The following is a 24346-nucleotide window of genomic DNA, read 5'->3' on the forward strand; positions in this document are numbered from 1 at the left end:
CCAGGGAGGGAGGATCGCGCCCGACCCCGAGGGTGGACACACGGTCGTTTGCGCTATGTCCGCATTCCCTGGCCCGACGTCTTCTGGCCCGACCTCCTCTGGCCCGGCGCCCTCTGGCCAGACCTCCTCTGGCCCGGCGTCCGTCTGCAGGGCAACGGCTGCTCCACACCGCGCCCGCCCTGAGCGGCGGGTCGGCTGCGATCCGGGGCTGAAGCCCCGGCAAGGCAGGTGGGTCAAACGGTCTTTGCAGCTTTCGCGGCCGGGGCGCCTGTCTCAGGCCGAATAGCCATACCCCTCGGTATAGACCTCGGTGCTCTGGCGCTGGTCGACCACGCTCAGCACCGCGCCGGTGAGGTGGAGCCCGTTCTCGTGGCATTGCGAGATGCCCTTGGTCACCGCGCTGCGCGGCGTGCTGTTCCAGCGCACCAGGTAGAGGCTCATGTCGACCGCCTGGCCGACGATCAGCCCGTCCGACACCGCCAGCAGCGCCGGCGCGTCGACCAGAACCAGATCGTAATTGTGCTTCAGCGTCTCGATCATCGGTTCGAGCCAGCTTGCCGCCAGTTCGTCGGCGACATCGGGCCGCGGGGTCGAGGCCGCGAGCACGTCGAAGCCGAGATCGGGGTCACGGTGGATCGCGTCATGCAGCGAGCAGGTATTGGCGATGAAGCCGGCGAAATCGTGCTCGGCCTGCCAGCCGAAGGTGCGGTAGAGCGTGGCCCGGCGCAGGTCGCAATCGACCACGATCACCTTCTTGCCCGACAGCGCCGCCATCCGTGCCAGCGACAGCGTCGTCGTCGTCTTGCCCTCGCCCGGCACCGAGGAGATCAGCATCACGCTGCGGGCCTCTTCCTTGCCGTCGCGCAGCAAGAGCGAGGTGCGCAGGTGGCGGATGCGCTCGGCATAGAGGCCATAGGGGTTCTGGGCCAGCTCGCGCCAGGCGCCGAGCGGCGATTTCCACGGCTCGCGCGGGATCGCGGCCAGCACCGGCAGGTCGGTCTCGCTCTCGACATCGCGGATCGAGCGGAAGGTGACCGAGGTCATCTCGAGGAAGAACACGAGCGCCAGGCCCAGCACCAGGCCGGTCATCCCGCCCAGCATCGTCATCAGCTTGGGCCGCGGCGAGACCGGCGCGGTCGGGACCGTCGCGTTCTCGATCAGCTTGGCATCGGCACGCTGCATCTGCTCCTGCGTCCGCGTGTCGGTCAGCCGGCCGAGCAGCTGCTCATAGGCCTGGCGCGCCGCCGCCGCCTCGCGCTGGAGCTGGCGCAGCCCGATCGTGCTGCGCGACAGGTCGACGATCCGCGACTCCATCTTCTTGACGCTGTCCTGCAGCGTCGCCTCGCGGATACGGGCGATGTCGACATCGTTCTTGCGCTGGTCGACGATCTTCTGAACCTCGGCCTTGAGGTCCTTGCGCAGTCCCTCGATCTCGACCAGGAGACGCTGGCGCTCGGGATGGCCCGTGCCGTAACGCTGGGCCCAGATCGCATCCTGGCGCTGGCGGTCCATCAGGTCGGCATTGATCTTGTCCAGCGCCGGCGAGCTGACGATGTTGTTGACCGCGTCGATGCCCTGCTTGTCGATCACCGATTTGATCTGGTCATAGCGCGCCTCGGCCTGGATACGGTCGGCGCGGGCCGTCACCAGCTGGCTGTTGAGCTGGGCCAGCTGCTGGTTCGCGGCGTCGAGCGTGCCGCCATCGACCAGCAGGTTCTCGGCCCGGAACTTCTCGACCTTGGCCTCGGCTTGCTCGACCTGCTTGCGAAGCTCGTCGACCCGGCTCGACAGAAAGCGGGTCGCGCTCTCGGCGGTGGCGCGGCGGCTGTCGAGCTGGGCCGAGATGTATTGCTCGGCGATGGTATTGGCCAGCAGCGCCGCCAGCTGCGGCTGGGTATTGGCGGCGTAGATATCGATGACGTAGGACTGGCCCTCGCGCCCGACCTTGAGGTTCTTGCTGATCTGCCAGACCAGCCGCTCGATCTTGCGCTGTTCGGGCGTCATCGCCCCCTCGGCCGCGCTGGGGGCCGGCGCCGGCTTGTTGAGGCCCAGCAGGCCCTTGACCTTGCTTTCCAGCTGCGCCGTCAGCGACGGCGCCTGATTGGCCGGGTCCATGCTGTCCAGCCGGTCCAGCCCGATCTTCCTGACCACCGACTCGATCAGCACGTTCGAGGTCAGAACCGAGACCTCGCTATTGACCACCTGGTCGTTGAGGGTGAGATCGGAGACCACGTCCTTCGAGGACGTCACCTGGCTCTTGCGGCTTTCGAGCATCACCTTGCTCATCGCACCGTATTTCGGGGTCACGAAATGGGTCGAGCCGCCGGCCAGGATCGCGCCCAGCAGGAAGGTGCCGATCAGCATCATGCGCCGGCGCCAGACCATGCGGAACAATTCGCGCACGTCGACGCGCTCGGGCTCGTCCACTGACCCGCTCGAGCGACGACGCGATGCCGCAGCCCTCTCGAAGGGCAGCACCCTGCTGTTCATCCCAGTCTCTCCTTGGCAGGGGCCCGTTCCGTCGGCGCGCACGCACCAAGAAAGCCCGGTTCCCACCCGCCGTCCGCCAAAGGCGCCCCCAAGAAGGCATCTTGTCCCGGATCGGGGCCGCAGGTCAAACGCTGTGTCGCGACGGGAGCGGATTTGCCGAATGCGGGGCCACAATCTGCCTGTCAGCGCGCTTATTGACGGCGAGCCTTCACCAATCGTCGCGCATCCCGCGGTGCAGTTCGCGCCGCGATTCTATCACCGCGCCGCGCGACAGGCCGCTGGCCAACCCGGCCAGGGCGAAGAAGAAGACGCCCAGGTCCGGCGTCGGCGCGGTCAGCATGGCCGAGATCAGCAGCGCGAAGCAGCCCGCCTTGAGCCCGCCGATCGCGGCCGCCCGGTCGGGGTCGAGCTGGGCCGGCGCCGGCGCCCGGCCAAGGCTGGCGAAGAAGCCCGCGAACAGCGCCGTGCCGATCAGCCCGATGCTGCCCAGGCAGGCCAGCAGCCAGTTCGAGGCACGCATGCTGCCCAGCCCCGCCCCCATCAGCCAGGTCTCGGTGAAGTTGACCCAGGCCTGGGCATTCCAGCTCATCCGCTCGACGCCCGAGGCGGTGCCGAGCTTGTCGAACAGGGCGCGGTTGAGGAAATCGCTCACCGGCCCGACCAGCTCGTAGGCCGCGACCAGCACCAGGAAGGCCAGCCAGAGCGTAACCGCCACACCGACGGTCAGCGCCGCGGACCGGCGGTTGATGCGGCGGTCGAGATGGCGGGCGACGGCAAACCCGGCATAGGCGACCAGGAAGGCCATCGCGGCGACATAGGCCGAGGACGAGGTCGAACGGACCAGCACGAAGGCGGTCAGCAGCAGGCACCAGGCGGCCAGCGCAGAGCGCCCCGCCCTCAGCCAGTAATGCAGCCAGAAGCCGAACAGGCCGAGCGTGTAATAGCCGAAGGCGGAGGCCTCGGGAAAGCCGCCGACCATGCGCTTGAGCCCGGCCATGCTGACCTCGGTCAGCATCGCGTAATTGGCGGTGCGGAGGAAATCGAGCAGCTGCGGCAGGCCGACATCGTGGCTGAGCACGTCGAGGATGCCGAGCCCGACATGGACGAAGGTCGCCGCTGCCATGCCCTTGACCACCACCTTGCCGTCGGGATGCTGGCGGAACACCGTTGCCAGGGCGAAGAAGGCGGCGGCGTCGATGTAGATGCGGAACAACTGGGTCAGGTTGCCGGTCGTCGGGCGCAACGGGATCGAGACGATGCTGGACTGGTTCTTGACCCGGGCGATGGCGAAGACCTCGGTCTGGCCGACGAAGAGCCGCGGAAAGAACAGCGCGGCGACAGTGCAGAACACCACCAGCAGCAGCAGGTAGAAGCCGGGCCGGAACGGCCGCATCGAGCCGAGCAGCCGCGCCGGCGCGTCCTTCTGCATCCACAGCAGCACGAACAACGCCAGGGCGCAGAAATCGCGCATGATGATCGAGGCGCCGCCCGCCGCCGGCAGGTTGAAGGCCGCCGCCGCCCCGAAAGGCGTGACGGCCAGGAACAGCCACAGCCCGCGATAGGGGCCTTTCACCGCCAGCGCGACGATCACCGCGAGGGCCAGGAAAGTGGTCGGAACGATCTGCATGCGTGCCTCTTTCGGGCCGCCCCGGCAGGGGGCGGACAGGTTCGGCGCAGCATAGCGTCCGCTCGCGAAAAAACGAGCGGCGGAGGGATGAAAAAACGCGTAGCATGGGTGCCAATCCGCTCCAAAGACGAATCCCCATGATCCGCCGATATTTCCTGCCCCTTCTTCTGGGTGCTGCCCTGCCCCTCGCCGCCGCGGCTCCCGCCGCCGCGCTCGACCTGCGCGGCCCGGCGCTGGCTGCGGATTCGAATTTCGGACAGGGCTGGAGTCCCGAGATGCTGGCGGCGGCCCAGGGCCTGGGCGTGCGCGCCCTGCGCGACGCGGTCTACTGGAGCCTGGTCGAGCGTGACGGCGAATTCCACTTCGACCGCAAGCGCACCAGCTATCCCGACAAGGTCGCCGCGGCGGGGCTGCGGATGAGCCTGGTGGTCAATAACGGCCATCCCGACTACGACGACGGCAAGACGCCGCACAGCAAGCGCGCCGTCGCCGCCTTCGCCCGCGACGCGGCCGAAACCGTGAAGCGTTTCCCGGTCATCGACTCGGTCGAGGTCGGCAACGAGTTCAACAGCGCCAATTTCGTCGACGGCCCGGTCAAGGAGGGCGGGCTGAGCCAGCGCGTCGCCTATTACGCCGCCTTGCTCAAGGCGACCCATGACGCGGTCAAGGCGGCGCGGCCCGAGGTCCGGATCCTCGGCGGCGGGGTGCATTCGATTCCGGTCGGCTATCTGCAGCGGCTCTTCGCACTGGGGGCGGCGGCGGACATGGACGCCCTGGCGCTTCACCCCTATTCGACCCCGCCGGAGCAGCTCGCCCGCCAGATCGCGGTGCTGCGCCGGCTGCCGCAGGCCGCCGAGATGCCGATCGAGGTGACCGAGTTCGGCACCACCGATGCCGCCGCCGCGCCGGGCTTCCTGCTGCGCAACTATTGCCAGATGGCACTGAGCGGGGTCAGCCGGGCGGTCTGGTTCCCGCTCAACGCCCGCGGCGACGGGCTCGAGCCGCTGGTCGACGACACCGGCGCCGCCACCCCGACGGGCCGCGCCTATGCCACCGCCGCGCGGCTGCTGGAAGGCAAGCCGGTAAGCGATGCCGCCCCCGACCCCTTCACCTATGCCTGCCAGTTCGGCGACCGGGCGCTGGTGATCTGGGGCGCGCCTCGGGCGCTGCATCTGGGCCGGAGCGACCTGCAGGCCTTCGACCCCAGCGGCGCCCCGCTCGCCCCCAGCCTGCTGCAGCTGTCCGAGACCGACCCGATCCTGGTCACCGGCGAGAGCCCCTTCGTGCTTGGCACCGACGTCACGCTGGGGCCGCAGCGGCTGATCGCCGACAGCTACGACCAATACGCCTTTCCCGGCGGCCGCACCGAAGACGGCTTCGACCGCTACGTGCTGGCCGGCGGCAAGCGCGTCGAACTGGAGATGCGGCCGGGGCAGGAGGCGCCGGGCCGGCCCTGGACGCCCTACCTCGCCGCCGCCGACAATCCATGGGTTCGGCTGCAGGCCCGGTCGCTGCTGCCCGGCGGCAGCTCCGACCGGCCCGAGATGATCGTCCAGAGCTTCACCGCCCCGCACGCCATGACCCTGCGCGCCGAGGCCCGCTTCACCCCGGCCCAGCGCAGCGCCGACGGCATCGAGGTGACGGTCGCGCTGAACGACCGGGTGCTGTTCCGGGGCGTGGGCAAGGATCCGCAGGTCTTCGACGGCAAGCCGCTGACGCTGAAGGCCGGCGACACCCTGAGCTTCACCGTCGGCCCGAACGGCAACGCCAAGGGCGATGTCACCGCCTATCGCATCACCCTGCGCCGGGCCGCGCCCGCCGAAGGCACCGCGGCCGGCACCGGGAGCGGCCCGGCCGACTAGGACAGTCCCCGGCCGCTCATGCCGTCATAGAGCCCGAGCAGGTCGCCGATCCAGCTCTCCGGCGTGTTGGCCAGCGCCACCACGCGGTCGAAGCCGCGCCGGCTGATCCTCGCGACCGCGTCATCGGACAGGGCGCGGAACCGCTGCAGCGCCGCGGCCAGATCGCCGGGCCGGGCCATGTCGAAGCCGAGGCCGAGGCCGTTGTCGACGATCTCCGGCGCCAGCAGCGCCGAATTGGCCACCAGCACCGGCAGCCCGCTCTGCGACGCCTCGGCGACGACCAGCCCGAAGGGCTCGGCATGGCGCGACGGCACGACCACCGCCCGGGCCCGCGCCGCCAGCCGGGCGATGCCGGCCCGGTCCTGCCAGCCGGCGAACGCCACCTCCGGGTGCGCGGCTTCCAGCTCGGCCCGCAGCGCGCCCTCGCCGGCCACGGTCAGCGGCATTTCCGCCTGCGCCGCCGCGGCGACCAGCTCGCGCACGCCCTTGTCGGCCTCGACCCGGCCGACGAAAAGCAGCCGGTCATTGCGCTCGGCTTCGATCCGGTGGTCGGTATAGGGGGTGACGGGATTGCGGACCACGTGCAGCCGCTCGGCCGCATAGCCGCCCAGCTCCATCAGCGGCACCATACCGGGATGGATGATGGCGATCCCGCCCCAGTCCAGACGCTGGTCGAAGGCGCGCAACAGCCCGGCATGGCGCGCCACCCGCCACAGCTTGTGAACATAGCTGCGCTTGTCGCAATTCGTGGTCAGGCAATCGAGGCCCAGCGGCCGGCGCCGGCAGGGCACGCCGCGCTTGTAGTCGGTGAAGACGCTGTTCGGGCAGGCCAGGAACAGATCATGGGCATGGGCCAGCACCCGCGGCGCCACCTTCTGCAGCGCGGTGAAGATCGAGGGCGAGAGGATCTGGCTCCAGACATGGACGTGGTAGACCGTCGCGGGCGTGTCGCGCTCGGCGATCAGCGCGGCCAGCGCGTCGCGGGCCTGCGTATTGTAAAGCCCCGCCGTCGCCGCCTGCCATTTCGGCTGTTGCAGCAGCCGGGCGCCGCCGACCGGCACCACCTCGACGCCGATCTCGGCCAGTTCCGGGTTGCCGCCGTCGTCACCGGTGAACAGGGTGACGTCGATCCCCCGCGCCCGCAGCATCCGCGCCGAGAGCAGCGCCAGCCCGGTCGCCCCGCCGCGCGCGGTGCTGGAATCGTTGACGATGACGACATGGCGGCTCATCGGCGGGCCTTGGGTTGGGAAACGGAGCGGAGGGGCATGCGGCGTCCTGTCTGGTCGGCGCAGAGCCTAGCCCGGATATCTTGTGAAAAATATGGTGTTGTGGCGATGTTGGGCGGGAAATTCGCGGCTATGGCGGGGACTGCTGGCAATAGCGCGCCAGGCGGAGGTTCGAGACAGCGCAACGGGGGGGCCGACCTGTCGAAGCTTCGGCCACGGCCCCCGTCTCTCCCCTAGCCGCCCTTCATGTAGGGCATCAGCACCACCTCGCTGTCGGGCTTGATCGGGGTGAACCAGGCCTCGCGGTAGATGCGGCCGTCGAGCGCGAGGGAGACCCCGCGCTCGATCTGCGGTTTCAGGCCGGGATAGTCGGCCGAAAGCTTGTCGAGCAACTCCTTGAAGTTGCGCGCCTCGACCTCGACTTCCGCCTGCCCGTCGGTGGCATGGCGCAAAGAGCCCCAGATCGCCACCTTGACCATACTCAGCCCTTCGCCATCAGCGCCGACAGGATCCGCGGCGGCGACATCGGCAGTTCGGTCAGCCGGACATCCGCCGCCCGCGACACCGCGTTCGAGATCGCCGCCAGCGGCGGCACGATCGAGGTCTCGCCGACCCCGCGCACGCCGTAGGGATGGCCCGGGTTGGGCACTTCGAGGATCACCGTGTCGATCTTCGGCAGGTCCGAGGCGACCGGAATACGGTAGTCGAGGAAGCCCGGGTTCTGCAGCCGGCCGTCCTCGCCATAGATGTATTCCTCGTTCAGCGCCCAGCCGATGCCCTGGGCGGCGCCGCCCTGCATCTGGCCCTCGACATAGGCGGGATGGATCGCCTTGCCGGCATCCTGGAACACCGTGTAGCGCAGCACCTTGGTGGCGCCGGTCTCGGGATCGACTTCGATGTCGCAGAGATGGACGCCGAAGCTGACCCCGGCGCCGTCGGCATTGGCCTCGTGATGGCCGGCGATCGGGCCGCCGGTCTGGAACGAGACCGCCGCGATCTCGGCCAGGGTCATCGGCGGGAACTTGCCCGCGTTCGGCCCCGCCGGCACCGCCGCGCCGTCGACCCATTCCACCGCCTCGGGATCGATGCCCCAGATCTTGGCCGCCCGCGAGCACATCTTCTTGATGGCATCCCGCGCCGCCTTGATCGTCGCCAGGCCGACGGTGAAGGTCACCCGGCTGCCGTCGGTGGTGTCGGAAAAGCCGATGCTGGTGGTGTCGGCGACGATGGTGCGGACATGCTCGTAGGGGATGCCCAGCTCCTCGGCCGCGATCATCGAGATCGAGGCACGGCTGCCGCCGATATCCGGGTTGCCCTCGGTCACGTTGACGGTGCCGTCGGTGTTGACGCTCAGCGTCACGCTGGTGTTGCCGCCGAAGTTGAACCAGAAGCCGCAGGACAGGCCCCGGCCCTGGTTCGGACCCAGCGGCGCGGTGTAATGCGGATGGGCCTTGGCGGCCTCCAGCGTCGCCCGCAGGCCGATATCCTCGAAGGTGACGCCGTAGCTCGACTTGGTGCCCTTGCTGGCGGCGTTCTTGAGCCGGACGTCGAGCGGGTCGAGCCCCAACTCCTGGCACAGCTCGTCGACGACGCTTTCGACCGCATAGATCGCCGTCGGCGCGCCCGGCGCGCGATAGGAGATCTCCTTCGGCCGGTTGGTCAGCGCGTTCAGGCCGTAGGTCCGCACCGCGTCGAGGTCATAGGGCGCGAAGGCGGCCTGGGCGCCCATCTCGCAGGTGCTGTTGGGGTAGCAGCCGCCGGAATAGCGCAGCGTCGCCTCGGCCGCGGTGATGCGGCCGTCCCTGGTCATGCCGATCTTGACGTCGGTCGAGGTGTGGACGGTCGGGCCCGAGGCGCGGAACACCTCTTCGCGGCTCATCACCAGCTTGACCGGCCTCCCCGCCTTGCGCGACAGCGCCAGCGCGACCGGCTCGATGAAGACCGTGGTCTTGCCGCCGAAGCCGCCGCCGATCTCGGACGGGGTCACCTTGAGCTGGCTCTCGTCCATCTCCAGGATCCCGGCGCAGAGTTCGCGCACCAGGTACTGGCCCTGGGTGCAGACCCAGAGCTCGCCACGGCCGTCCGGCCCCATCGAGGCGAGGCAGGCATGCGGCTCGATATAGCCCTGGTGGGTGGCGGCGGTGCGGAAACTGCGGCTGATGATCTTGTCGGCCTTGGCAAAGCCGGCCTCGAGATCGCCATGGCCGAACTCGCAGTAATTGGTGACGTTGGCGGTATGGCCCGCCGGCACCGTCTCCTGCACCCGGCCCTCCAGCACCACCGGCGCGTCGGGCTGCATCGCCGCGTCGACATCGGTGACATGGGGCAGGACCTCGTAGTCCACCTCGATCGCGGCCAGCGCCGCCTTGGCGGCCTGGGCCGAGGTCGCGGCGACGGCAGCGACGGCATGGCCGTCATAGAGCACCTTGTCGCGGGCCAGGCAATTGTCCTGGGTGTCGCGCAGGCCCATGTCGTCGGGCAGGCCGAAATCGGCCGAGGTGACCACGGCCTTGACGCCGGGCAGCGCCGCGGCCTTCGAAGTGTCGATCCTGACGATCCTGGCATGCGCATGCGGGCTGCGCAGGATGCGCCCCACCAGCATGCCGGGCGCGGTCAGGTCGGCGCCATAGAGCGCCCGGCCGGTGACCTTGTCGATGCCGTCGGGACGGGCCGGGCGCGAGCCGACCACCTTGAAATCGCGCTTCTGGTATTCGTCGAAAGCCATCTCACGCGCTCCTCAGCTTGGCGGCGGCATCCTGCACCGCCTCGATGATCTTGTCGTAGCCGGTGCAACGGCAGAGGTTGCCGGCCAGCCAGTAGCGGACCTCCTCGTCGGTCGGCGCGGGATTCTGTTCCAGCAGCGCCTTCGAGGCGACGAGGATGCCGGGGGTACAGATGCCGCATTGCAGCGCGGCATGGTCGATGAAGCTCTGCTGCAGCACGTGCAGGTGATCGCCCTCGGCCAGCCCCTCGACGGTGCCGACCTCGGCGCCCTCGGCCTCGGCCGCCAGCACCAGGCAGGAGCAGACCAGCCGGCCGTTCAGCGTCACCGAGCAGGCGCCGCAATCGCCGGTGCCGCAACCTTCCTTGACGCCGGTGAACCCGAGCCGGTTGCGCAAGGCGTCGAGCAGGGTCTCGTCCGGGGCGCAGACGAATTCGTACTCGTCGCCGTTGACCTTGGTGGAAACCTGAAGGGATTTCATTGCGCGCCTCCCGCCCGTTCGAATGCAATCCGGGCGGCGCGCTTCGCCAGCACGCCGGCCACATGGGTGCGGAACGCGACGGTCCCGCGCTTGTCGTCGATCGGCGCGCAGGCGGCCGAGGCGGCGGCGGCGAGCGCCTCGAGCACCCCGTCCTCCAGCTTCGAGCCAATGAGCGCCGCACCGGCCTCTGGCACCAGCCGCGCCGTCGGCGCCACCGCGCCCAGCGCGACCTTGGCCTCGGTGACGGTGCCGTCGGCGGCCAGCACGATGTTCACCCCGGCGCCGACGACGGCGATATCCATCTCGGTGCGCGGGATGAAGCGCAGATAGGCGTCACCGGCCCTTTCGGGCCGCGCCGGCAGGAAGATCGAGGTGACGAACTCGCCCGGCTTGAGCGAGGTCTTGCCGGGGCCGACAGGGATCTCGGCCACCGGGCAGTCGCGGCTGCCCTCGGGACCCTCGATCCGCGCCACCGCGCCGGCGGCGATCTGCGCCGGCACGCCATCGGCGGCGGGCGAGGCGTTGCACAGGTTGCCGGCCATCGTCGCCCGGCCCTGGACCTGGGTCGAGCCGATCAGGTTGACGCCCTCGACGACGCCGGGCCAGGCGGCGACAAGATCGGCGTTCTCGGCCAGCTCGGCGCCCGAGACGGCGGCGCCGATGCGGAAGCCGCCCTCCTCGCGCGTGATCTCGCGCAGGCCGGGGATATGCTTGATGTCGACGACGGTTTCGGGCGCGACGAGGCCCGATTTCATCTGCACCAGCAGGTCGGTGCCGCCGGCCAGGACGCGGGCCGCGCCGGCGCCTTCCAGCAGCAGGGCCGCGGCCTCGGCCGCGGTTTGGGGTGTTGTGTAACGCATCGGTCGGATTCCCTTCCGCCTCGTCCGAGGCTATCTGGCCGGGAGCCTATCAACAGCGTCACGGGAACCGCAACGGGGGAGCGGCGGAAATCGTGCCGCGGGCGGAGCTTGGCCGGACGGTGGGCAAGCCAGGCTCATCCCGTGAGCATTGTCTGTGGGTCCACCCTGCGCGAAATCAAGGCCGCGGACCGCCGCGCAAGCACGCGATGCTCGGCGCCGCCCCTACCCGTCCGTCCCGCGCCGGCTGGTGATCGCCTCGGCCCCGGTGACGACGTCGAGCAGTTCCTCGGTGATCGCCTCCTGGCGCAGGTCGTTCTCGGCCCGCTGCAGCACTTCCAGCTTGTCGGCGATCGAGCGGTCGGCGGCCTCCATCACCTGCAGCCGGGCCGCGTTCTCGCTGGCGAAGCTTTCCATCAGCGCCACGGTCAGGGCGGCGAAGAGATATTCGTCGTAGAGCCGCGCCACCAGTTCGGCCGGCGGCATCTGGGTCAGCGGCAGCACCAGCTCGCCATAGGCCGGCTGCGGCGCCGGCTCGGGCGGCAGGACGCCGCGGTCGGTGACGTCGAAGGCGCCGCCGCGGCGATAGGCGCCGAACACCACCCGGACGCGGCGCGCGCCCACCACCTGGGGAAACAGGTTGCGCGCCAGCCGCGGCACGCCGGGGGCATGGGTCGCCATCGGCTGGCGGCCCTCGAGCTCGAAACCGCGCTCGGCGGCGATGGTCGCCCCGCGCGAGCCGACGATGACCAGCCGCTCGCCCTTCTCGCGCAGCGCCTCGGCCCGGTCGAGCAGGCGGGCGTTGAAGCCGCCGACGAAGCCGTGCTCTGCGCAGACGGCGATCAGCACCGGCGGCCCCTCGCCGAAGGGCAGCGGGCGCGGGCCCTCGGTCACCAGCGCCAGCGCCTCGGACAGCGCCGCCTCGACCACGGCGACATGGGCGCGGATGCCGGCCAGCGCGTCCTGGCCCTCGTGCAGCCGCCCCGCCGCCATCGCCCGCAGCGCCTGGAACAGCTTGCGCAGCTCGCGCAGGTTGGCCAGACGGGCCTTGATCGCCTGGGCCTGCTCCATCCTAGTCCGCCTTCCCGGCCTCGACCGCCGCGACCTCTTCGATGCAGGCGTCGATGATCTTCAGGATCGCCGCCTGGTCGGCCTGTTCCAGCTTGCCGGTGGCGTCGATCCGCGCCACCGCCTCGGGGCATTCGGCCTCGAGCCGGTCGCCGATCGCCGCCTTGAAGCGGTCGACCGCCTCGAGGCTGACCCCGTCCAGCCGGCCCTGCCCGATCGCCAGCAAGAGCGCCAGTTGCCGGGCCAGCGGCGCCGGCTGGTATTGCGGCTGGCGCAGGATGGCGCGGATGCGGCGGCCGTGGTCGATCTTGGCCCGCGTCCGCTCGTCGACCATGGCGCCGAAACGGGTGAAGACCTCGAGTTCGAGGAACTGGCCGTAATCGAGTTTCAGCGAGCCCACCGCCGTCTTCATCGCCGGCGCCTGGGTCTGGCCGCCGACGCGGCTGACCGAAAGGCCGACGTTGACTGCCGGTTTCTGGCCCTCGTAGAACAGCTTGGGTTCGAGGTAGATCTGGCCGTCGGTGATCGAGATCACGTTGGTCGGGATATAGGCGGTCAGGTTGCCGCCCTGGGTCTCGACGATCGGCAGCGCGGTCAGCGAGCCGCCGCCATGCTCGGGCGCCAGCTTGGCGGCGCGCTCCAAGAGCCGCGAATGGAGGTAGAAGACGTCGCCCGGATAGGCCTCTCGCCCCGGCGGCCGGCGCAGCAGCAGCGACAGCTGGCGGTGGATGATGGCGTGTTTCGACAGGTCGTCATAGACCACCAGCGCATGCTGGCCGCGGTCGCGGAAATACTCGGCCATGGAACAGGCGGCATAGGGCGCGATCCATTGCGCCCCCGGCGGCGCGTCGCTTTCGCCGACGACCACGATGCAGCGGTCGAACGGGCCCTTTTCGCGGATCGCCTGGGCGACGCTGGCGACGGTCGAGAGCTTCTGGCCGATGGCGCAATAGACGCAGATCACGTCCGAGCTCTTCTGGTTGAGGATGGTGTCGACGGCGATCGCGGTCTTTCCGGTCTTGCGGTCGCCGATGATCAGCTCGCGCTGGCCCCGGCCGAGCGGGATCATCGCGTCGACGACGGTGATGCCGCTCATCAGCGGCTGGGTCACCAGCGCCCGGTCGACGATGCCCGGTGCCGGGCGCTCGATCGGCTCGTGGCGGGCGGCGGCGATCTCGGGCCCGCCGTCCAGCGGCCGGCCCAGCGCGTCGACGACCCGGCCCAGCAGCCCCTCGCCCACCGGCACGCGGACGATCTTGCCGGTGCCGCGCACCTTGCTGCCGGCGCTGATGCCCTCGGACGGGTCGAGCATGACGATGCTGGCGCGCTCCTCCTCGACCCGCAGCGCGAAGCCGCGCGAGCCGTCCTCGAACTCGACCACCTCGTCGGCGCGCAGCCAGGGCAGGCCGACGACCGTCGCCACGCCGTCGCCGATGGTGTCGACCGCGCCCTCGTGCTCGACCCCGGCGGCGAATTCCACCGCCCCGGCGCGGTCGCGTGCGCTGTCGAACCAGCTGCCGATCTTCTCGTCAAACCCGCTCATCGCTCTCGATCGCTTCCGTTGCCTGGTTGAGTTGCTCGGCCCAGCTGTATTTCAGTGCCGAATGGGGGAAGTGCAGCTCGGCCCCGCCGAGGATTTCCGGATCGACTTCGAAGGCGACCCTGGCGCCGTCGAACTCAGCCGCCAGCCGGGCGCGCCACTGGCCCTGCTCCCCGTCGGTCAGCGGCCGGGCGGTCAGCACCCGGATCTCTGCCCCCTTGACCTCGAGCGCGGCGTCGAGCCGGGTGCGCTCTTCCTCGGGCAGGGCGGCGACGCGGGCACAGACGTGTTCGAGCAGAGAGCCCTCGGAGGCCTCGCGCAGGATGCGCCGGGCCAGGGTCCGGGCCAGGTCCGCCAGTTCCGCCTCGGCTCCGGCGATGGCGGCGCGGCGGTCTTCGGCCAGCACCTCGCGCCCGATCTTGAGCACCTCCTCGGCCTCGGCCCGGGCCCGTTCCAGCAGCGCCTTGCGCTCCTTCGCCGCCTCGTCACGGGCGGCGGTCAGGACGCCGACCCGCTCGTTCTCCAGCGCGACGCGGTCCTCGACCAGCCCCTGGCGCTCGGCCTCGGCCGCCGCCCGGGCCTCCTCGGCCCGTTCGAGCGCCGCCCCGGCCTCGGCCCGCCGCGCCTCGATCACCCGGCGGACTGGCGCGTAGAGGAAACGCCGCAGCAGCCAGACGAGGACTGCGAAATTGACGGCCTGGAAGCCGAGGGTCCACCAGTCGATTTCCATCGCGTCAGCCCGTGAACGGGTTGGCGTAGAGCAGCAGCAGCGCGATGACGAGGCAGTAGATCGCCATCGTCTCGATCATCGCCAGGCCGACGAAGAGCGTGCGCGAGATCGTCCCGGCGGCCTCGGGCTGGCGGGCGATCGCCTCCATCGCCGCGGCTAGCGCCCGGCCCTCGCTGAAGGCGGGGCCGATGGCGCCGAAGGACACGGCGATGGCGGCGCCGATGATCGAAAGCATCTCGATGGTCACTGTGGGGTCTCCTTGGTTGCGCTCAGGTCTCGACCGCGCCGATGCCGGCGCCGATATAGACGGTGGCGAGGATGGTGAAGATGTAGGCCTGGATGACGCCGATCAGGATGCCCAGCAGCATGAACGGCACCGGCAGGAACAGGCCGGCGAGGTAGAGCACGATGGCGATGACGAATTCATGGCTCATCATGTTGCCGAACAGGCGCACCATCAGCGACAGGATGCGGGTGAACTCGCCCAGGATGTTGAGCGGCAGCAGCATCGGGCTGGGATGCAGGAAATGGGCGAAGTAGCCGCCCGCGCCGCGCGCCTTGATGCCGAAATAGTGGATCGAGAAGAAGACGATCAGCGCCAGCGCCGCCGGGGTCTCGATCCGGCCGGTCGGCGGAGTGACGCCGGGAACCACGGCCGAGAGGTTGGCGACGACGAGAAAGACGAACAGCGTCCCCAGCATCGGCAGATAGGGCCAGGGGTCGCGCTGCAGGATCGAGCGGACCTGTTCCTCCAGCGTCTCGACCAGGATTTCCAGCGCCGCGGCAAACAAGCCGCCGCGCGCCGCTGCCCGCGTCCCCCACCAAGAGACCAGCGTCAGCAGCGCCATGATCCCCCAGGTGGTCACGACCGCCCGGCTGATCGGCACCGGGCCGAGGTGGAACAGGATCTCGAGGCCGAAGGGCGTGTGATGCATCAGCCCTCCCTTCCGCCGCGGACGACGAGGAAGCGGGCGACGATGAAACCGGCGAAGGTGATCAGCAGGGGCAGCGCGCCCTCCTGCGCCACCAGCACGAAGACGACGACGGCGCCGCCGATGCGCAGCCCGTACCAGGCCGCCAGCTTGCCGGCCGGGGCCTTCTCGCCATGCAGCCGCACGGTGTGGCGCAGGGCGAGGAAATAGCCCGTCCCCAGCGCCCCGCCGAGGATCAGGTAGAGGATCGCCGCCAACGGCGCGATGGCGAGTTGAAGATGGGTCATGACCGGGTCGCCTTCTGCCAGGCCAGCCAGGCGCCGATGACGACGCCGGCGGCGATGAAGAGGCCGCTCCACAGGATCGGGTGGCCGGTGACCCGGTCGAGCCAGCGGCCGAGCAGCCCGCCCAGAAGCGGCGGCACCACGATCAGCCAGCCCAGGGCGCCGATCAGCGACAGGTTCTCCCACACCGTCGGCTCGCGCTCCTTGCGGCTGCGGGCCTCGCGCGCGGCGCGCTTCTGCACCGCGCCGTGCATCTCGTCGCTCCTGGCGTCGCGGTCGTCGTCGGGATCGCTCATGCCTTGCCTCCCGCCTGCAGCGCCGCCTCGATCCCCGGCACGTTGCCGCCCTCATAGCCGCGATGGGCCGAGGTCAGGTAGCGCTGCAGCTGCCGCATCGTCGCCAGGTGCAGCCGTGCCGTCGAGATCCGCGCCTCCTCGTCCGAGCGTTCCTCCTGCTCGAACTGTTCCAGCACCGCCGAGCCCAGCCGGTCGAGCGCATCCTCGGTCACCGCCTCGCGCGCCGCGACCGAGACCTGGTCGCCCTCCGAGACCCGCAACACGCCGCCGCGCAGGGCGGCGTGATGCTCGGCCCCGTCGGCGCCGGTCCAGCTCAGCACCGAGACCGCCAGCACGGTGAGGAAATCGGCGTGTCCCGGCAGGATGCCGAAGCTGCCGGTCTCGTCCTCGGCCCGGATCCGGGTGACGCCCTCGGTCTCGAGCACCAGCTTCAGCGGGGTGGTGATCAGCAGCTTCATGCCGCGTCCTCCCCCGGCTGCGCCGTGCCCCCCTCGCCCTCTTCCGATGTGCCGGTTTCGCGCGCGGCCTGCTCCTTGGCCCGGGCCTCCTCGAAGGTGCCGACCATGTAGAGCGAGCTTTCGGCCCAGTCGTCGGCCTCGCCATCGAGGATCGCGCGGGCGCCCGCGAGCGTGTCCTCGAGCGTCACCGAGGCGCCCGGCAGGCCGGTGAATTGCGAGGTGACGGCGAAGGGTTGGGTCAGGAAGCGGATGATCCGCCGCGCCCGCCGCACCGCGCGCTGGTCGGCCGCCCCGAGCTCGTCCATGCCGAGCAGCGAGATGATCTCCTGCAGCTCGCGGTAATGCTCGATCAGCCGCCGCACCTCCTGCGCGGTGTCGTAATGCACCTGGCCGACGATCAGCGGATCGAGCAGCGACGAGACCGAGGCCAGCGGATCGACCGCCGGGTAGAGCCCTTCCGACGCCATCTCGCGGCTGAGCACCAGCGAGCTGTCGAGATGAGTGAAGATCTGCGCCACCGCCGGGTCGGTGAAGTCGTCGGCGGGCACATAGACCGCCTGGATCGAGGTCACGGCGGCCTGGTCGACCGAGGTGATGCGCTCCTGGAAGGCCGCGATCTCGGTCGCCAGCGTCGGCTGGTAGCCGACCCGGCTGGGCAGCCGGCCGAGCAGGCCCGAAACCTCGCTGCCGGCCTGGACGAAGCGGTAGACGTTGTCGACCAGCAGCAGCACGTCCTGGCGCTGCTCGTCGCGGAAATACTCGGCGACGCTGAGCGCCGACATGCCGACCCGCCAGCGCGCGCCGGGCGGTTCGTTCATCTGGCCGTAGACCAGCGCGGTATTGGACAGCACGCCGGAGCCCTTGAGCTCGGACCACAATTCGTGGCCCTCGCGCGTGCGCTCGCCGATGCCGGCGAAGACCGAGAGGCCGCCGTGCTTTTCCACCGTCGCCCGGATCAGTTCCATGATCAGCACGGTCTTGCCGACCCCGGCGCCGCCGAACATCGCCCCCTTCGAGCCGCGGGCGAGCGGGGCCAGCAGGTCGATGATCTTGATCCCGGTCAGGAACAGCTCGGAGCCGCCGCGCTGCTGGGCGAAGCTCGGCGCGGCGCGGTGGATCGGGACGCGCGGCACGTCGTCCTCGAACGGCGCGCCGCCATCCGCCGCCTCGCCGATGACATTCATCAGCCGGCCCAGCACCGCCCGCCCCGCCGGCACGGTCAGCGGCCCGCCCAGGGCCGCGACCTCGAGCCCGGGGCGCAGCCCGGCGGTATCCTGCATCGCCACCGCGCGCAGCCTCGTGGCGCCGATATGCTGCTGGACCTCGATCATGACGTCGTGGCCGCGATCGGCCACCACCCGCAACCCGGCATTCACCGGCGGCAGCGCGCCCTCGGGGAAGACCGCCTCGACCACCGAGCCGTCGATCGCCGCCAGCCGGCCCGCCACCCGTTCGGCCCCGCCCCTGTCACTTCCGGCCTCGTCGTTCCCGCCTTGCGCCGCCGTCTCCGCCACGTCCGCCATGCACTCGTCCTTCCCGACGTCCCGCATTTCAGCCTGCCGCCCCCGGGTCATCCTGACATTGATTTGTCGCAATGGCATGTTTTTTCTGGCTTCCCCCGGGTCCGAATTGCGCCGACGGGGTTGACGGGCGCGGCCCGGGCGGCCGTCATCGGGAGAGCGCGGGGCCCCCTGCCCCGCCCCGGTTCAAGGAGGACGACCATGGCAACCGTGAGGCTGATCGGCGATGAAGAGGCCGAGACGATCCCCGCCGTCAAGGCGGTGTTCGACGACATCCGCGCGACGCGGCAGACCGACTTCATCAACAATTTCTGGCGCGGGCTGGCGAACGACCCGGTGACGCTGGCCCGGGTCTGGGACAGCCTGAAGGCCACGATGACCGGCGACACGGCGCTGCCGCCGATGGTGCAGGAGATGATCTACATCGCGGTCTCGACGGCCAATGGCTGCAGCTATTGCGTCCATTCCCACACCGCCGCCGCCAAGGCCAAGGGGATGACGCCGGACATGCATGCCGAGCTGCTGGCGGTGATCGGGCTGGCGGCGCAGACCAACCACCTCGTCACCGCGATGCAGCTGCCGGTCGACGCGGCCTTCCTGGTCGGGGAGTGAACGGCGCCGGCAGGAGACGCCGCGGCGCGGGCGCCCCCCCCCACAGGCAGGACCGGACGGGACCGCCCTCTGCCCCTCAGGCAAAGCCGGGGAAGAAGTCCACCTTGATCCGCGAACGCCGGACGCCCAGCCGCCGCAGCGCCTTCTCGAAGCGCACCACCATGCCGCGCGGGCCGGAGATGTAGAAGGTCCGCTCGCGCAGGTCGGGCACCTCGCGCAGGATCAGGTCCTCGTCGATGAAGCCGTTGTGGTAGCCCGGGCCGTAGACCCCGCCCTCGGCAACGGCATAGACCGCGCGCATCCCCAGCTCGCGCCGCGCCCGCTCGAACAGGTCGCCATAGGCGATCTCGTCGGGCCGGTTGTTGCCGTAGAGCAGCACGATTTCGCGCTCGTCGCCACGGTCGACGAGGTCCTGGACGATGCTGCGGAAGGGCGTGATGCCGATGCCGCCGGCGATGAAGGCCAGCTTCTGGTTCGGGTCGCGCGGCAGGGTGAAGGTGCCGGCGATCTGCGAGCCGTACATGACGTCGCCCGGCATCATCTCGATCATCTTGCGCTTGAAGGCGCTGGGTTGCGGGTAGAACTTGACGCCGAGCCGGACCTCGTTCTCGGTCGGGGCCGAGGCGATGGTGAAGGGCCGGCGGTTGCCGCGGCTGTCCGGCTGTTCGAGATGCAGGGTCCAGTCGAGATATTGCCCCGGCCGGAACGGCAGCGCCTTCTCGCTGTGGAAGACGTAGTCGTAGCAGCCGGCCGCGATCTCCTCGACCCGCAGCAGGGTGAGCTTGAACCGGCCCTTGGGACTGGCCGCCCAGGCGTAGAGGTTGCCGACGAGGAAGGCGATCTCGGGCGTCAGGTAGAAGCCGCCGATCTGGATGTTGGGCGAGGACAGCACGCCGACGATGGCGCCGTAGACCAGCCGCGAGACCCGACCATGGGCAGCGGTCAGCGGTTCGGTCAGCATGGCGAAACCGGCGAAGAACAGCGGCGAGTAATAGAGGCTCTGCTGCAGCGCCATGCCCGCCATCTCGGGTGGGGTGGTCGCGGCGACGGCGGCGAGGTTGGCCAGCACGTAAACCCCGATCATGTCGAGGCGCTGGACCTTGCGCGTCACCATCAGCCCGCCGATCAGCACGATCGGCAGCAGGTAGGAATTGCCGCCCAGCCACCAGATCGCCGGCTGGCCCAGCGCCAGCCCCGAGACCACGGCGCCGAGGGCGACCGGGTTGAAGATGTGCTTGCGGTCGACGGCGAGGAGGAATTTCGACGCGATCGCCGCGACCGAGGCCAGCACCAGCCCGGCCAGCCCCATATGGTCGGAGGCCGTCACCGGCGGCATGATCAGGGCCAGGATCAGCGCGGTGATATGGACGGATTCGGCGTTCACCGGCACCCGCAGCAGCCACGCGAAGGCCCGGTTGGTGGCCCAGCAGGTGGCGACGATCACCACGGTCGAGAAGACCAGCGCGGTGGGATCGGCGGGCACCAGCCCGAACAGCCCCAGGCCGAAGGCCGCCACCAGCAGCGCCCCGGTATAGTAGAGCATCAGCCGGTACATGGTGACATGGTTCAGCACACGGTCGACGAGATGTTTCATGATGCGACAAAGCCTCTGAAGCCGCTGGTCTGCTGGGCGGTGCCGTCGGCGCGGACGGCGTAGCCCTCGAGTTGCGGCACTGCCTCGATGAAGTGGATGCCCTCCGGCCCCATGGCGAAGCCGGCGGTGGCGTAGAGATCGGCGGCCAGCACGTCGGGGCCGATCACGGTCAGGCTGACGACCTGTTCGATCGGCCGCCCCGGGAAATGCGGATCGTAGATATGGGCGCCGCGGGCATAGCTGCCCGAGGTGGCGATGCCGCGCCCGCGCGGCGTCACCCCCTTGATGATCTGCCCGGCGTCGAAGGGGTTGCGGATGCCGATCACCCAGTCGCGGCCCTCGGCATCGCGGCCGCCGGTCTGGATGTCGCCGCCGGCATCGACATAGTAATGCTCGACGCCCGTCGCCGCGATCTGCCGCGCGACCTTGAGGATCGCCCAGCCCTTGACCACGCCCGACGGGTCGATGCCGCCCTCGGGGCGGGCGATGTCGAAATAGCCGTCGCTGGCCTGCCGCATCTCCTCGGCGATCTCCAGCACCTCGGCCATCTCGGCACTCGCCGCTCGGCGCGCCAGGCGGCCGGCATTGAGCGCGCTGACTTCGCTGTCGTCGCGATAGGGGCTGAACCGGGCATCGACCTCGGCAAAGGTCGCGAAGGCGGCGTCGATCAGCGCCTCCGCCCCCGCGCCGACCACCTCGACCGTGATCGGCATGCCCATCATCAGCCGCGTCTCGCGCGCCATCGGCGGCGTCCTCAGCCGCCCGCCCTTTGCAGCGCGCCCTGCATCGACATCAGGAAGGCCTCGCTGGTCAGGGTGGCGCCGGAGACGCCGCTGACCCGCAAGCTCTGGGCCCGGATCACCTCGGTTTCCAGCGCCGGCAGGGCGCGGCGGTTGATCCAGCGGCTGGTCGAGCGGTCATGCGGGTAGCGCAGGATGTCGATCGAAGCGATGCGGCCATGACGGATGTTCGCCCGGACCTGGACATAGCCGTAATAGTGGCGCACCGCCGGGCCGCGATAGCTGCCGTCCTTGAGGTGGTGGCGGCTGGACACCGTGGTGGCCATGGCGGCGGCATCGCCCGGCCGCGCCGGCGGCAGCGGCACCGGCGAGGCGGCGAAAGCGGCGGCGCCGCAGAGCAGCGCGGCGGCGGAAACGGCAAGGGCGGTGGTACGGATGGTGAAAGCCATCGGGGGCCTTTCGAATGGAGGTTGCACGAGTCGTCTGGCGGGCCTTCCGGGCCCTGTTTTCGCCTGCCATCCTAGCGATCCGACCTGACAGCGCGCTGAGAACCGCCCGCCCGCCGCAAATGACCTCGCGACGGCCCCGGGCTGGCCCGAGGCCGGGCCTCGGGGTCGCGCGTCTCTGCTGCGGTGCCGCATTTTGCTCTGACTCTCGCCGCAGGGGACGCTAGAAGGGCCCCAACGCATCCTTTCAACCCTCCCAACCGAAACGCGCGCCATGACCCATTACGCCCTGACCGTCAAATGCCCCTCGACCCGCGGCATCGTCGCCGCCGTCTCCGCCTTCCTCGCCGAGCGGGGCTGCAACATCACCGACAGCTCCCAGTTCGACGACCAGGAGACCGGCAACTTCTTCATGCGCGTCAGCATGAGAAGCGAGACCGGCGCGACGCCCGACGGCCTGACGGAAGGCTTCGCCGCCGTCGCCGAGCGCTTTGCCATGGATTACGCCTTCCATGACGAGGCCGAGAAGATGAAGGTCATCATCATGGTCTCGCGCTTCGGCCATTGCCTCAACGACCTGCTCTATCGCTGGCGCATCGGGGCGCTGCCGATCGAGATCGTCGGCGTGATCTCAAACCACCTCGACTACCAGAAGGTGGTGGTCAACCACGACATCCCGTTCCACTACATCAAGGTGACGAAGGACAACAAACCCGAGGCCGAGGCGCGCCAGATGGCGATCGTCGAGGAGACCGGGGCCGAGCTGATCGTGCTGGCGCGCTACATGCAGGTGCTGTCGGATGAGATCTGCCGCAGGATGTCGGGCCGGATCATCAACATCCACCATTCCTTCCTGCCCAGCTTCAAGGGCGCCAACCCCTACAAGCAGGCGTTCCAGCGCGGGGTCAAGCTGATCGGCGCGACCTCGCATTACGTCACCGCCGATCTCGACGAGGGCCCGATCATCGAGCAGGACACGGTGCGCGTCACCCATGCCCAGAGCCCGGAGGATTACGTCGCCCTCGGCCGCGACGTCGAGAGCATGGTGCTGGCCCGCGCCATCCACGCCCATATCCACCGCCGGGTCTTCCTCAACGGCGACAAGACCGTGGTCTTCCCGGCCTCGCCGGGCTCCTACGCCTCCGAGCGTATGGGCTGAGCCGGGCCGGGAGCGCCCCGCCCGACACGCCGCAAAGCAAAGGGCGCGCCGCAGGCAAGCGGCGCGCCCTTCTTTCGTTCGGATGCGGCCCGGCCTATTCGACCGACAGCGCCAGGAACCGCGGCTCGCCCTGGCGGCGGATCAGCAGCAGGATCGACTTGCGGCCGGCATCCTTGGCCTCGGCGATGCGGTCGTTCAGGTCGCTGATGCTGGCCACCTTGACCTGCCCGGCCTCGGTGATCAGGTCGCCGGCGCGCAGGCCCTTCTCATAGGCCTCACTGGTGTCGGCGACATCGGTGACGACGATGCCCTCGGCATCGGCCTTCAGGCCGAGCTGGTCGCGCAGTTCCGGGGTCAGCGTGCTCAGCGTCATGCCCAGCAGCGTCTGCTCCTTCGGCTCGGGCGCCGGCGCCGTCTCGGCCGCGGGCTTGTCGGCCTCGGCGGTCTCGCGCCGGCCCAGCGTCACGGTCAGGGTCAGCGTCTTGCCCTCGCGATAGACGAGCACCGGCACCTTCTTGCCGACCGGCGCGTCGGCCACCATGCGGACCAGTTCGCGGGTATCCTTGACCTCGGCGCCGTTGAAGCTCTGGATGACGTCGCCCGACTGGATGCCGGCGGCGGAGGCCGGGCCGTCCGGCACGTCGGTGACCAGCGCGCCCGCCGACTTGGGCAGGCCCATCGCTTCGGCGACGTCGGGGGTGACGTCCTGGATCCGAACGCCGAGCCAACCGCGCCGGGTCTCGCCGTAATCCTGGAGCTGGGCGACCACCTTCGAGACCACGTTCGAGGCCATCGAGAAGCCGATGCCGATCGAGCCGCCATTGGGCGACAGGATCGCGGTGTTGACGCCGATCACCTGGCCGTCGGTGTTGAACAGCGGCCCGCCCGAGTTGCCGCGGTTGATCGCCGCGTCGGTCTGCAGGTAGTCGTCATAGGCACCGCGCAGCGCCCGGCCGCGGGCCGAGATGATCCCGGCCGAGACCGAGAAGCCCTGGCCCAGCGGGTTGCCGACCGCCAGCACCCAGTCGCCGACGCGCATGTCGTCGCTGTTGCCGAAACTGACGAAGGGCAGCGGCTTGTCGCTTTTCACCTTGAGCAGGGCGATGTCGGTCTTGGGATCGACGCCGACCACCTTGGCCTTGAGCTTGCCGCCGTTGAAGAACTCGATCTGGATGTCGTCGGCGCCGTCGATGACGTGGTTGTTGGTGACGATATAGCCGTCTTCCGAGATCACGAAGCCCGAGCCCAGCGCCTGGCTGCGGCGCGGCTTGGGCTTGCCCTGGCCGTTGCGGTCCATGAAATCGCGGAAGAAATCCTCGAAAGGCGAGCCGGGCGGCACCATCTGGCCCGGATCGGTCGAGGCGGCGACCGTGGTCGTGGTGGTGATGTCGACCACCGCCGGGCTGACCTTCTCGACCAGGTCGGCGAAGCTGTCCGGTGCGGCACGGGCATAGGCTGCCAGCGCCTGGGCCAGCAGCAGCGCGAGCCCGAGCGCGAGCATCGCCAGCGCGCGCAGCGGATCCTGCCGCCGGACGGGAATGGAAATAGCCTTGGATTGCACTGCGAACTCCTTTTCATGCGCCCCGGCGCGAAGCCGGAGCTCCTCCTCCGGCCGGGCCGGCGGCCGGCGGCAGGTTTCCCGCCGCGGCCTTTGCCTCAGTATGCGCCCCCCGCCGCAGCGGGGGACATGATAATCCGAAAC

The 24346-nt window shown here is 69.8% G+C and carries 23 protein-coding genes; 3 read left to right on the forward strand and 20 right to left on the reverse strand.

Translation table 11 applies throughout. The features are described 5' to 3' along the window. Positions 1-273: 273 nt before the first annotated feature. Both ACFOES_RS01175 and ACFOES_RS01180 read right to left on the reverse strand, forming a co-directional pair. Complete coding sequence (locus ACFOES_RS01175) at positions 274-2427, reverse strand: GumC family protein (protein WP_377831122.1); 2154 nt, start codon at positions 2425-2427, stop codon at positions 274-276. A gap of 271 nt (positions 2428-2698) precedes the next feature. Beyond that, positions 2699-4117, reverse strand: coding sequence for a hypothetical protein (locus tag ACFOES_RS01180; protein WP_377831126.1), 1419 nt, complete (start codon positions 4115-4117; stop codon positions 2699-2701). 137 nt (positions 4118-4254) lie between these two features. On the opposite strand from ACFOES_RS01180, the gene ACFOES_RS01185 reads away from it, so the two are divergent. Beyond that, positions 4255-5979 (forward strand): hypothetical protein, encoded by a 1725-nt coding sequence (locus ACFOES_RS01185; protein WP_377831129.1) that lies wholly within the window; start codon positions 4255-4257, stop codon positions 5977-5979. Here ACFOES_RS01185 and ACFOES_RS01190 read toward each other — a convergent pair. The 14 genes from ACFOES_RS01190 to atpD form a co-directional block, all read right to left on the reverse strand. Next, entirely contained in the window at positions 5976-7208 is a 1233-nt protein-coding gene (locus tag ACFOES_RS01190) for a glycosyltransferase family 4 protein (RefSeq protein ID WP_377831132.1), read from the reverse strand. The genes ACFOES_RS01185 and ACFOES_RS01190 overlap by 4 nt on opposite strands. 230 nt (positions 7209-7438) lie before the next feature. Continuing rightward, entirely contained in the window at positions 7439-7684 is a 246-nt protein-coding gene (locus ACFOES_RS01195; RefSeq protein WP_377831136.1) for a MoaD/ThiS family protein, read from the reverse strand. Positions 7685-7686: 2 nt separating this feature from the next. Next, positions 7687-9930 (reverse strand): xanthine dehydrogenase family protein molybdopterin-binding subunit, encoded by a 2244-nt coding sequence (locus ACFOES_RS01200; protein ID WP_377831140.1) that lies wholly within the window; start codon positions 9928-9930, stop codon positions 7687-7689. A gap of 1 nt (position 9931) precedes the next feature. Continuing rightward, on the reverse strand, positions 9932-10408 hold the full coding sequence (locus ACFOES_RS01205; RefSeq protein ID WP_377831144.1) for a (2Fe-2S)-binding protein: 477 nt from the start codon (positions 10406-10408) through the stop codon (positions 9932-9934). Beyond that, positions 10405-11268, reverse strand: a complete 864-nt coding sequence (locus tag ACFOES_RS01210) for an FAD binding domain-containing protein (RefSeq protein ID WP_377831148.1) — start codon at positions 11266-11268, stop codon at positions 10405-10407. Before ACFOES_RS01210 ends, ACFOES_RS01205 begins: the two co-directional genes overlap by 4 nt. Before the next feature lie 222 nt (positions 11269-11490). Continuing rightward, the gene (locus ACFOES_RS01215) at positions 11491-12336 is read right to left on the reverse strand and encodes a F0F1 ATP synthase subunit gamma (protein ID WP_377831153.1); all 846 of its coding nucleotides are present in this window, start codon (positions 12334-12336) and stop codon (positions 11491-11493) included. A gap of 1 nt (position 12337) precedes the next feature. Continuing rightward, on the reverse strand, positions 12338-13876 hold the full coding sequence (locus tag ACFOES_RS01220; protein ID WP_377831156.1) for a F0F1 ATP synthase subunit alpha: 1539 nt from the start codon (positions 13874-13876) through the stop codon (positions 12338-12340). Next, the gene (locus ACFOES_RS01225) at positions 13863-14603 is read right to left on the reverse strand and encodes a F0F1 ATP synthase subunit delta (protein ID WP_377831159.1); all 741 of its coding nucleotides are present in this window, start codon (positions 14601-14603) and stop codon (positions 13863-13865) included. Before ACFOES_RS01225 ends, ACFOES_RS01220 begins: the two co-directional genes overlap by 14 nt. Positions 14604-14607: 4 nt before the next feature. Then, complete coding sequence (locus ACFOES_RS01230) at positions 14608-14838, reverse strand: F0F1 ATP synthase subunit C (protein WP_377831523.1); 231 nt, start codon at positions 14836-14838, stop codon at positions 14608-14610. Positions 14839-14872: 34 nt separating this feature from the next. Next, complete coding sequence (gene atpB / locus ACFOES_RS01235) at positions 14873-15538, reverse strand: F0F1 ATP synthase subunit A (RefSeq protein ID WP_377831162.1); 666 nt, start codon at positions 15536-15538, stop codon at positions 14873-14875. Next, entirely contained in the window at positions 15538-15822 is a 285-nt protein-coding gene (locus tag ACFOES_RS01240) for an N-ATPase subunit AtpR (RefSeq protein ID WP_377831165.1), read from the reverse strand. The genes atpB and ACFOES_RS01240 overlap by 1 nt, the downstream gene beginning before the upstream one ends. Further along, positions 15819-16115, reverse strand: a complete 297-nt coding sequence (locus ACFOES_RS01245) for an AtpZ/AtpI family protein (RefSeq protein ID WP_377831167.1) — start codon at positions 16113-16115, stop codon at positions 15819-15821. Before ACFOES_RS01245 ends, ACFOES_RS01240 begins: the two co-directional genes overlap by 4 nt. Beyond that, complete coding sequence (locus ACFOES_RS01250) at positions 16112-16573, reverse strand: F0F1 ATP synthase subunit epsilon (protein WP_377831169.1); 462 nt, start codon at positions 16571-16573, stop codon at positions 16112-16114. The genes ACFOES_RS01245 and ACFOES_RS01250 overlap by 4 nt, the downstream gene beginning before the upstream one ends. Continuing rightward, on the reverse strand, positions 16570-18096 hold the full coding sequence (atpD, locus tag ACFOES_RS01255) for a F0F1 ATP synthase subunit beta (protein WP_377831172.1): 1527 nt from the start codon (positions 18094-18096) through the stop codon (positions 16570-16572). The genes ACFOES_RS01250 and atpD overlap by 4 nt, the downstream gene beginning before the upstream one ends. Before the next feature lie 198 nt (positions 18097-18294). On the opposite strand from atpD, the gene ACFOES_RS01260 reads away from it, so the two are divergent. Beyond that, positions 18295-18705: a carboxymuconolactone decarboxylase family protein gene (locus ACFOES_RS01260; protein WP_377831174.1), complete on the forward strand. Its 411-nt coding sequence runs from the start codon at positions 18295-18297 to the stop codon at positions 18703-18705. A gap of 76 nt (positions 18706-18781) precedes the next feature. Here the strand turns inward: ACFOES_RS01260 and ACFOES_RS01265 are convergent, their stop codons facing one another. From ACFOES_RS01265 to ACFOES_RS01275, 3 genes are read right to left on the reverse strand one after another with little or no spacing between them, the layout of a single operon-like run. Further along, positions 18782-20299: a hypothetical protein gene (locus tag ACFOES_RS01265; RefSeq protein WP_377831177.1), complete on the reverse strand. Its 1518-nt coding sequence runs from the start codon at positions 20297-20299 to the stop codon at positions 18782-18784. Beyond that, entirely contained in the window at positions 20296-21042 is a 747-nt protein-coding gene (locus tag ACFOES_RS01270; protein WP_377831180.1) for an FAD:protein FMN transferase, read from the reverse strand. Before ACFOES_RS01270 ends, ACFOES_RS01265 begins: the two co-directional genes overlap by 4 nt. Before the next feature lie 11 nt (positions 21043-21053). Next, positions 21054-21488 carry an FMN-binding protein gene (locus ACFOES_RS01275; RefSeq protein ID WP_377831182.1) on the reverse strand — a complete coding sequence of 145 codons (435 nt, stop codon included), beginning with the start codon at positions 21486-21488 and terminating at the stop codon, positions 21054-21056. 271 nt (positions 21489-21759) lie between these two features. Here ACFOES_RS01275 and purU point away from each other — a divergent pair, with 271 nt between their 5' ends. Then, the gene (gene purU, locus ACFOES_RS01280) at positions 21760-22644 is read left to right on the forward strand and encodes a formyltetrahydrofolate deformylase (RefSeq protein ID WP_377831185.1); all 885 of its coding nucleotides are present in this window, start codon (positions 21760-21762) and stop codon (positions 22642-22644) included. A 94-nt stretch (positions 22645-22738) separates the two neighbouring features. Here purU and ACFOES_RS01285 read toward each other — a convergent pair whose 3' ends face one another. Beyond that, complete coding sequence (locus tag ACFOES_RS01285; protein WP_377831187.1) at positions 22739-24205, reverse strand: DegQ family serine endoprotease; 1467 nt, start codon at positions 24203-24205, stop codon at positions 22739-22741. Positions 24206-24346: the final 141 nt, after the last annotated feature.

This window comes from Acidimangrovimonas pyrenivorans (assembly GCF_042643245.1).
Classification (GTDB): Bacteria; Pseudomonadota; Alphaproteobacteria; order Rhodobacterales; family Rhodobacteraceae; genus Acidimangrovimonas; species Acidimangrovimonas pyrenivorans.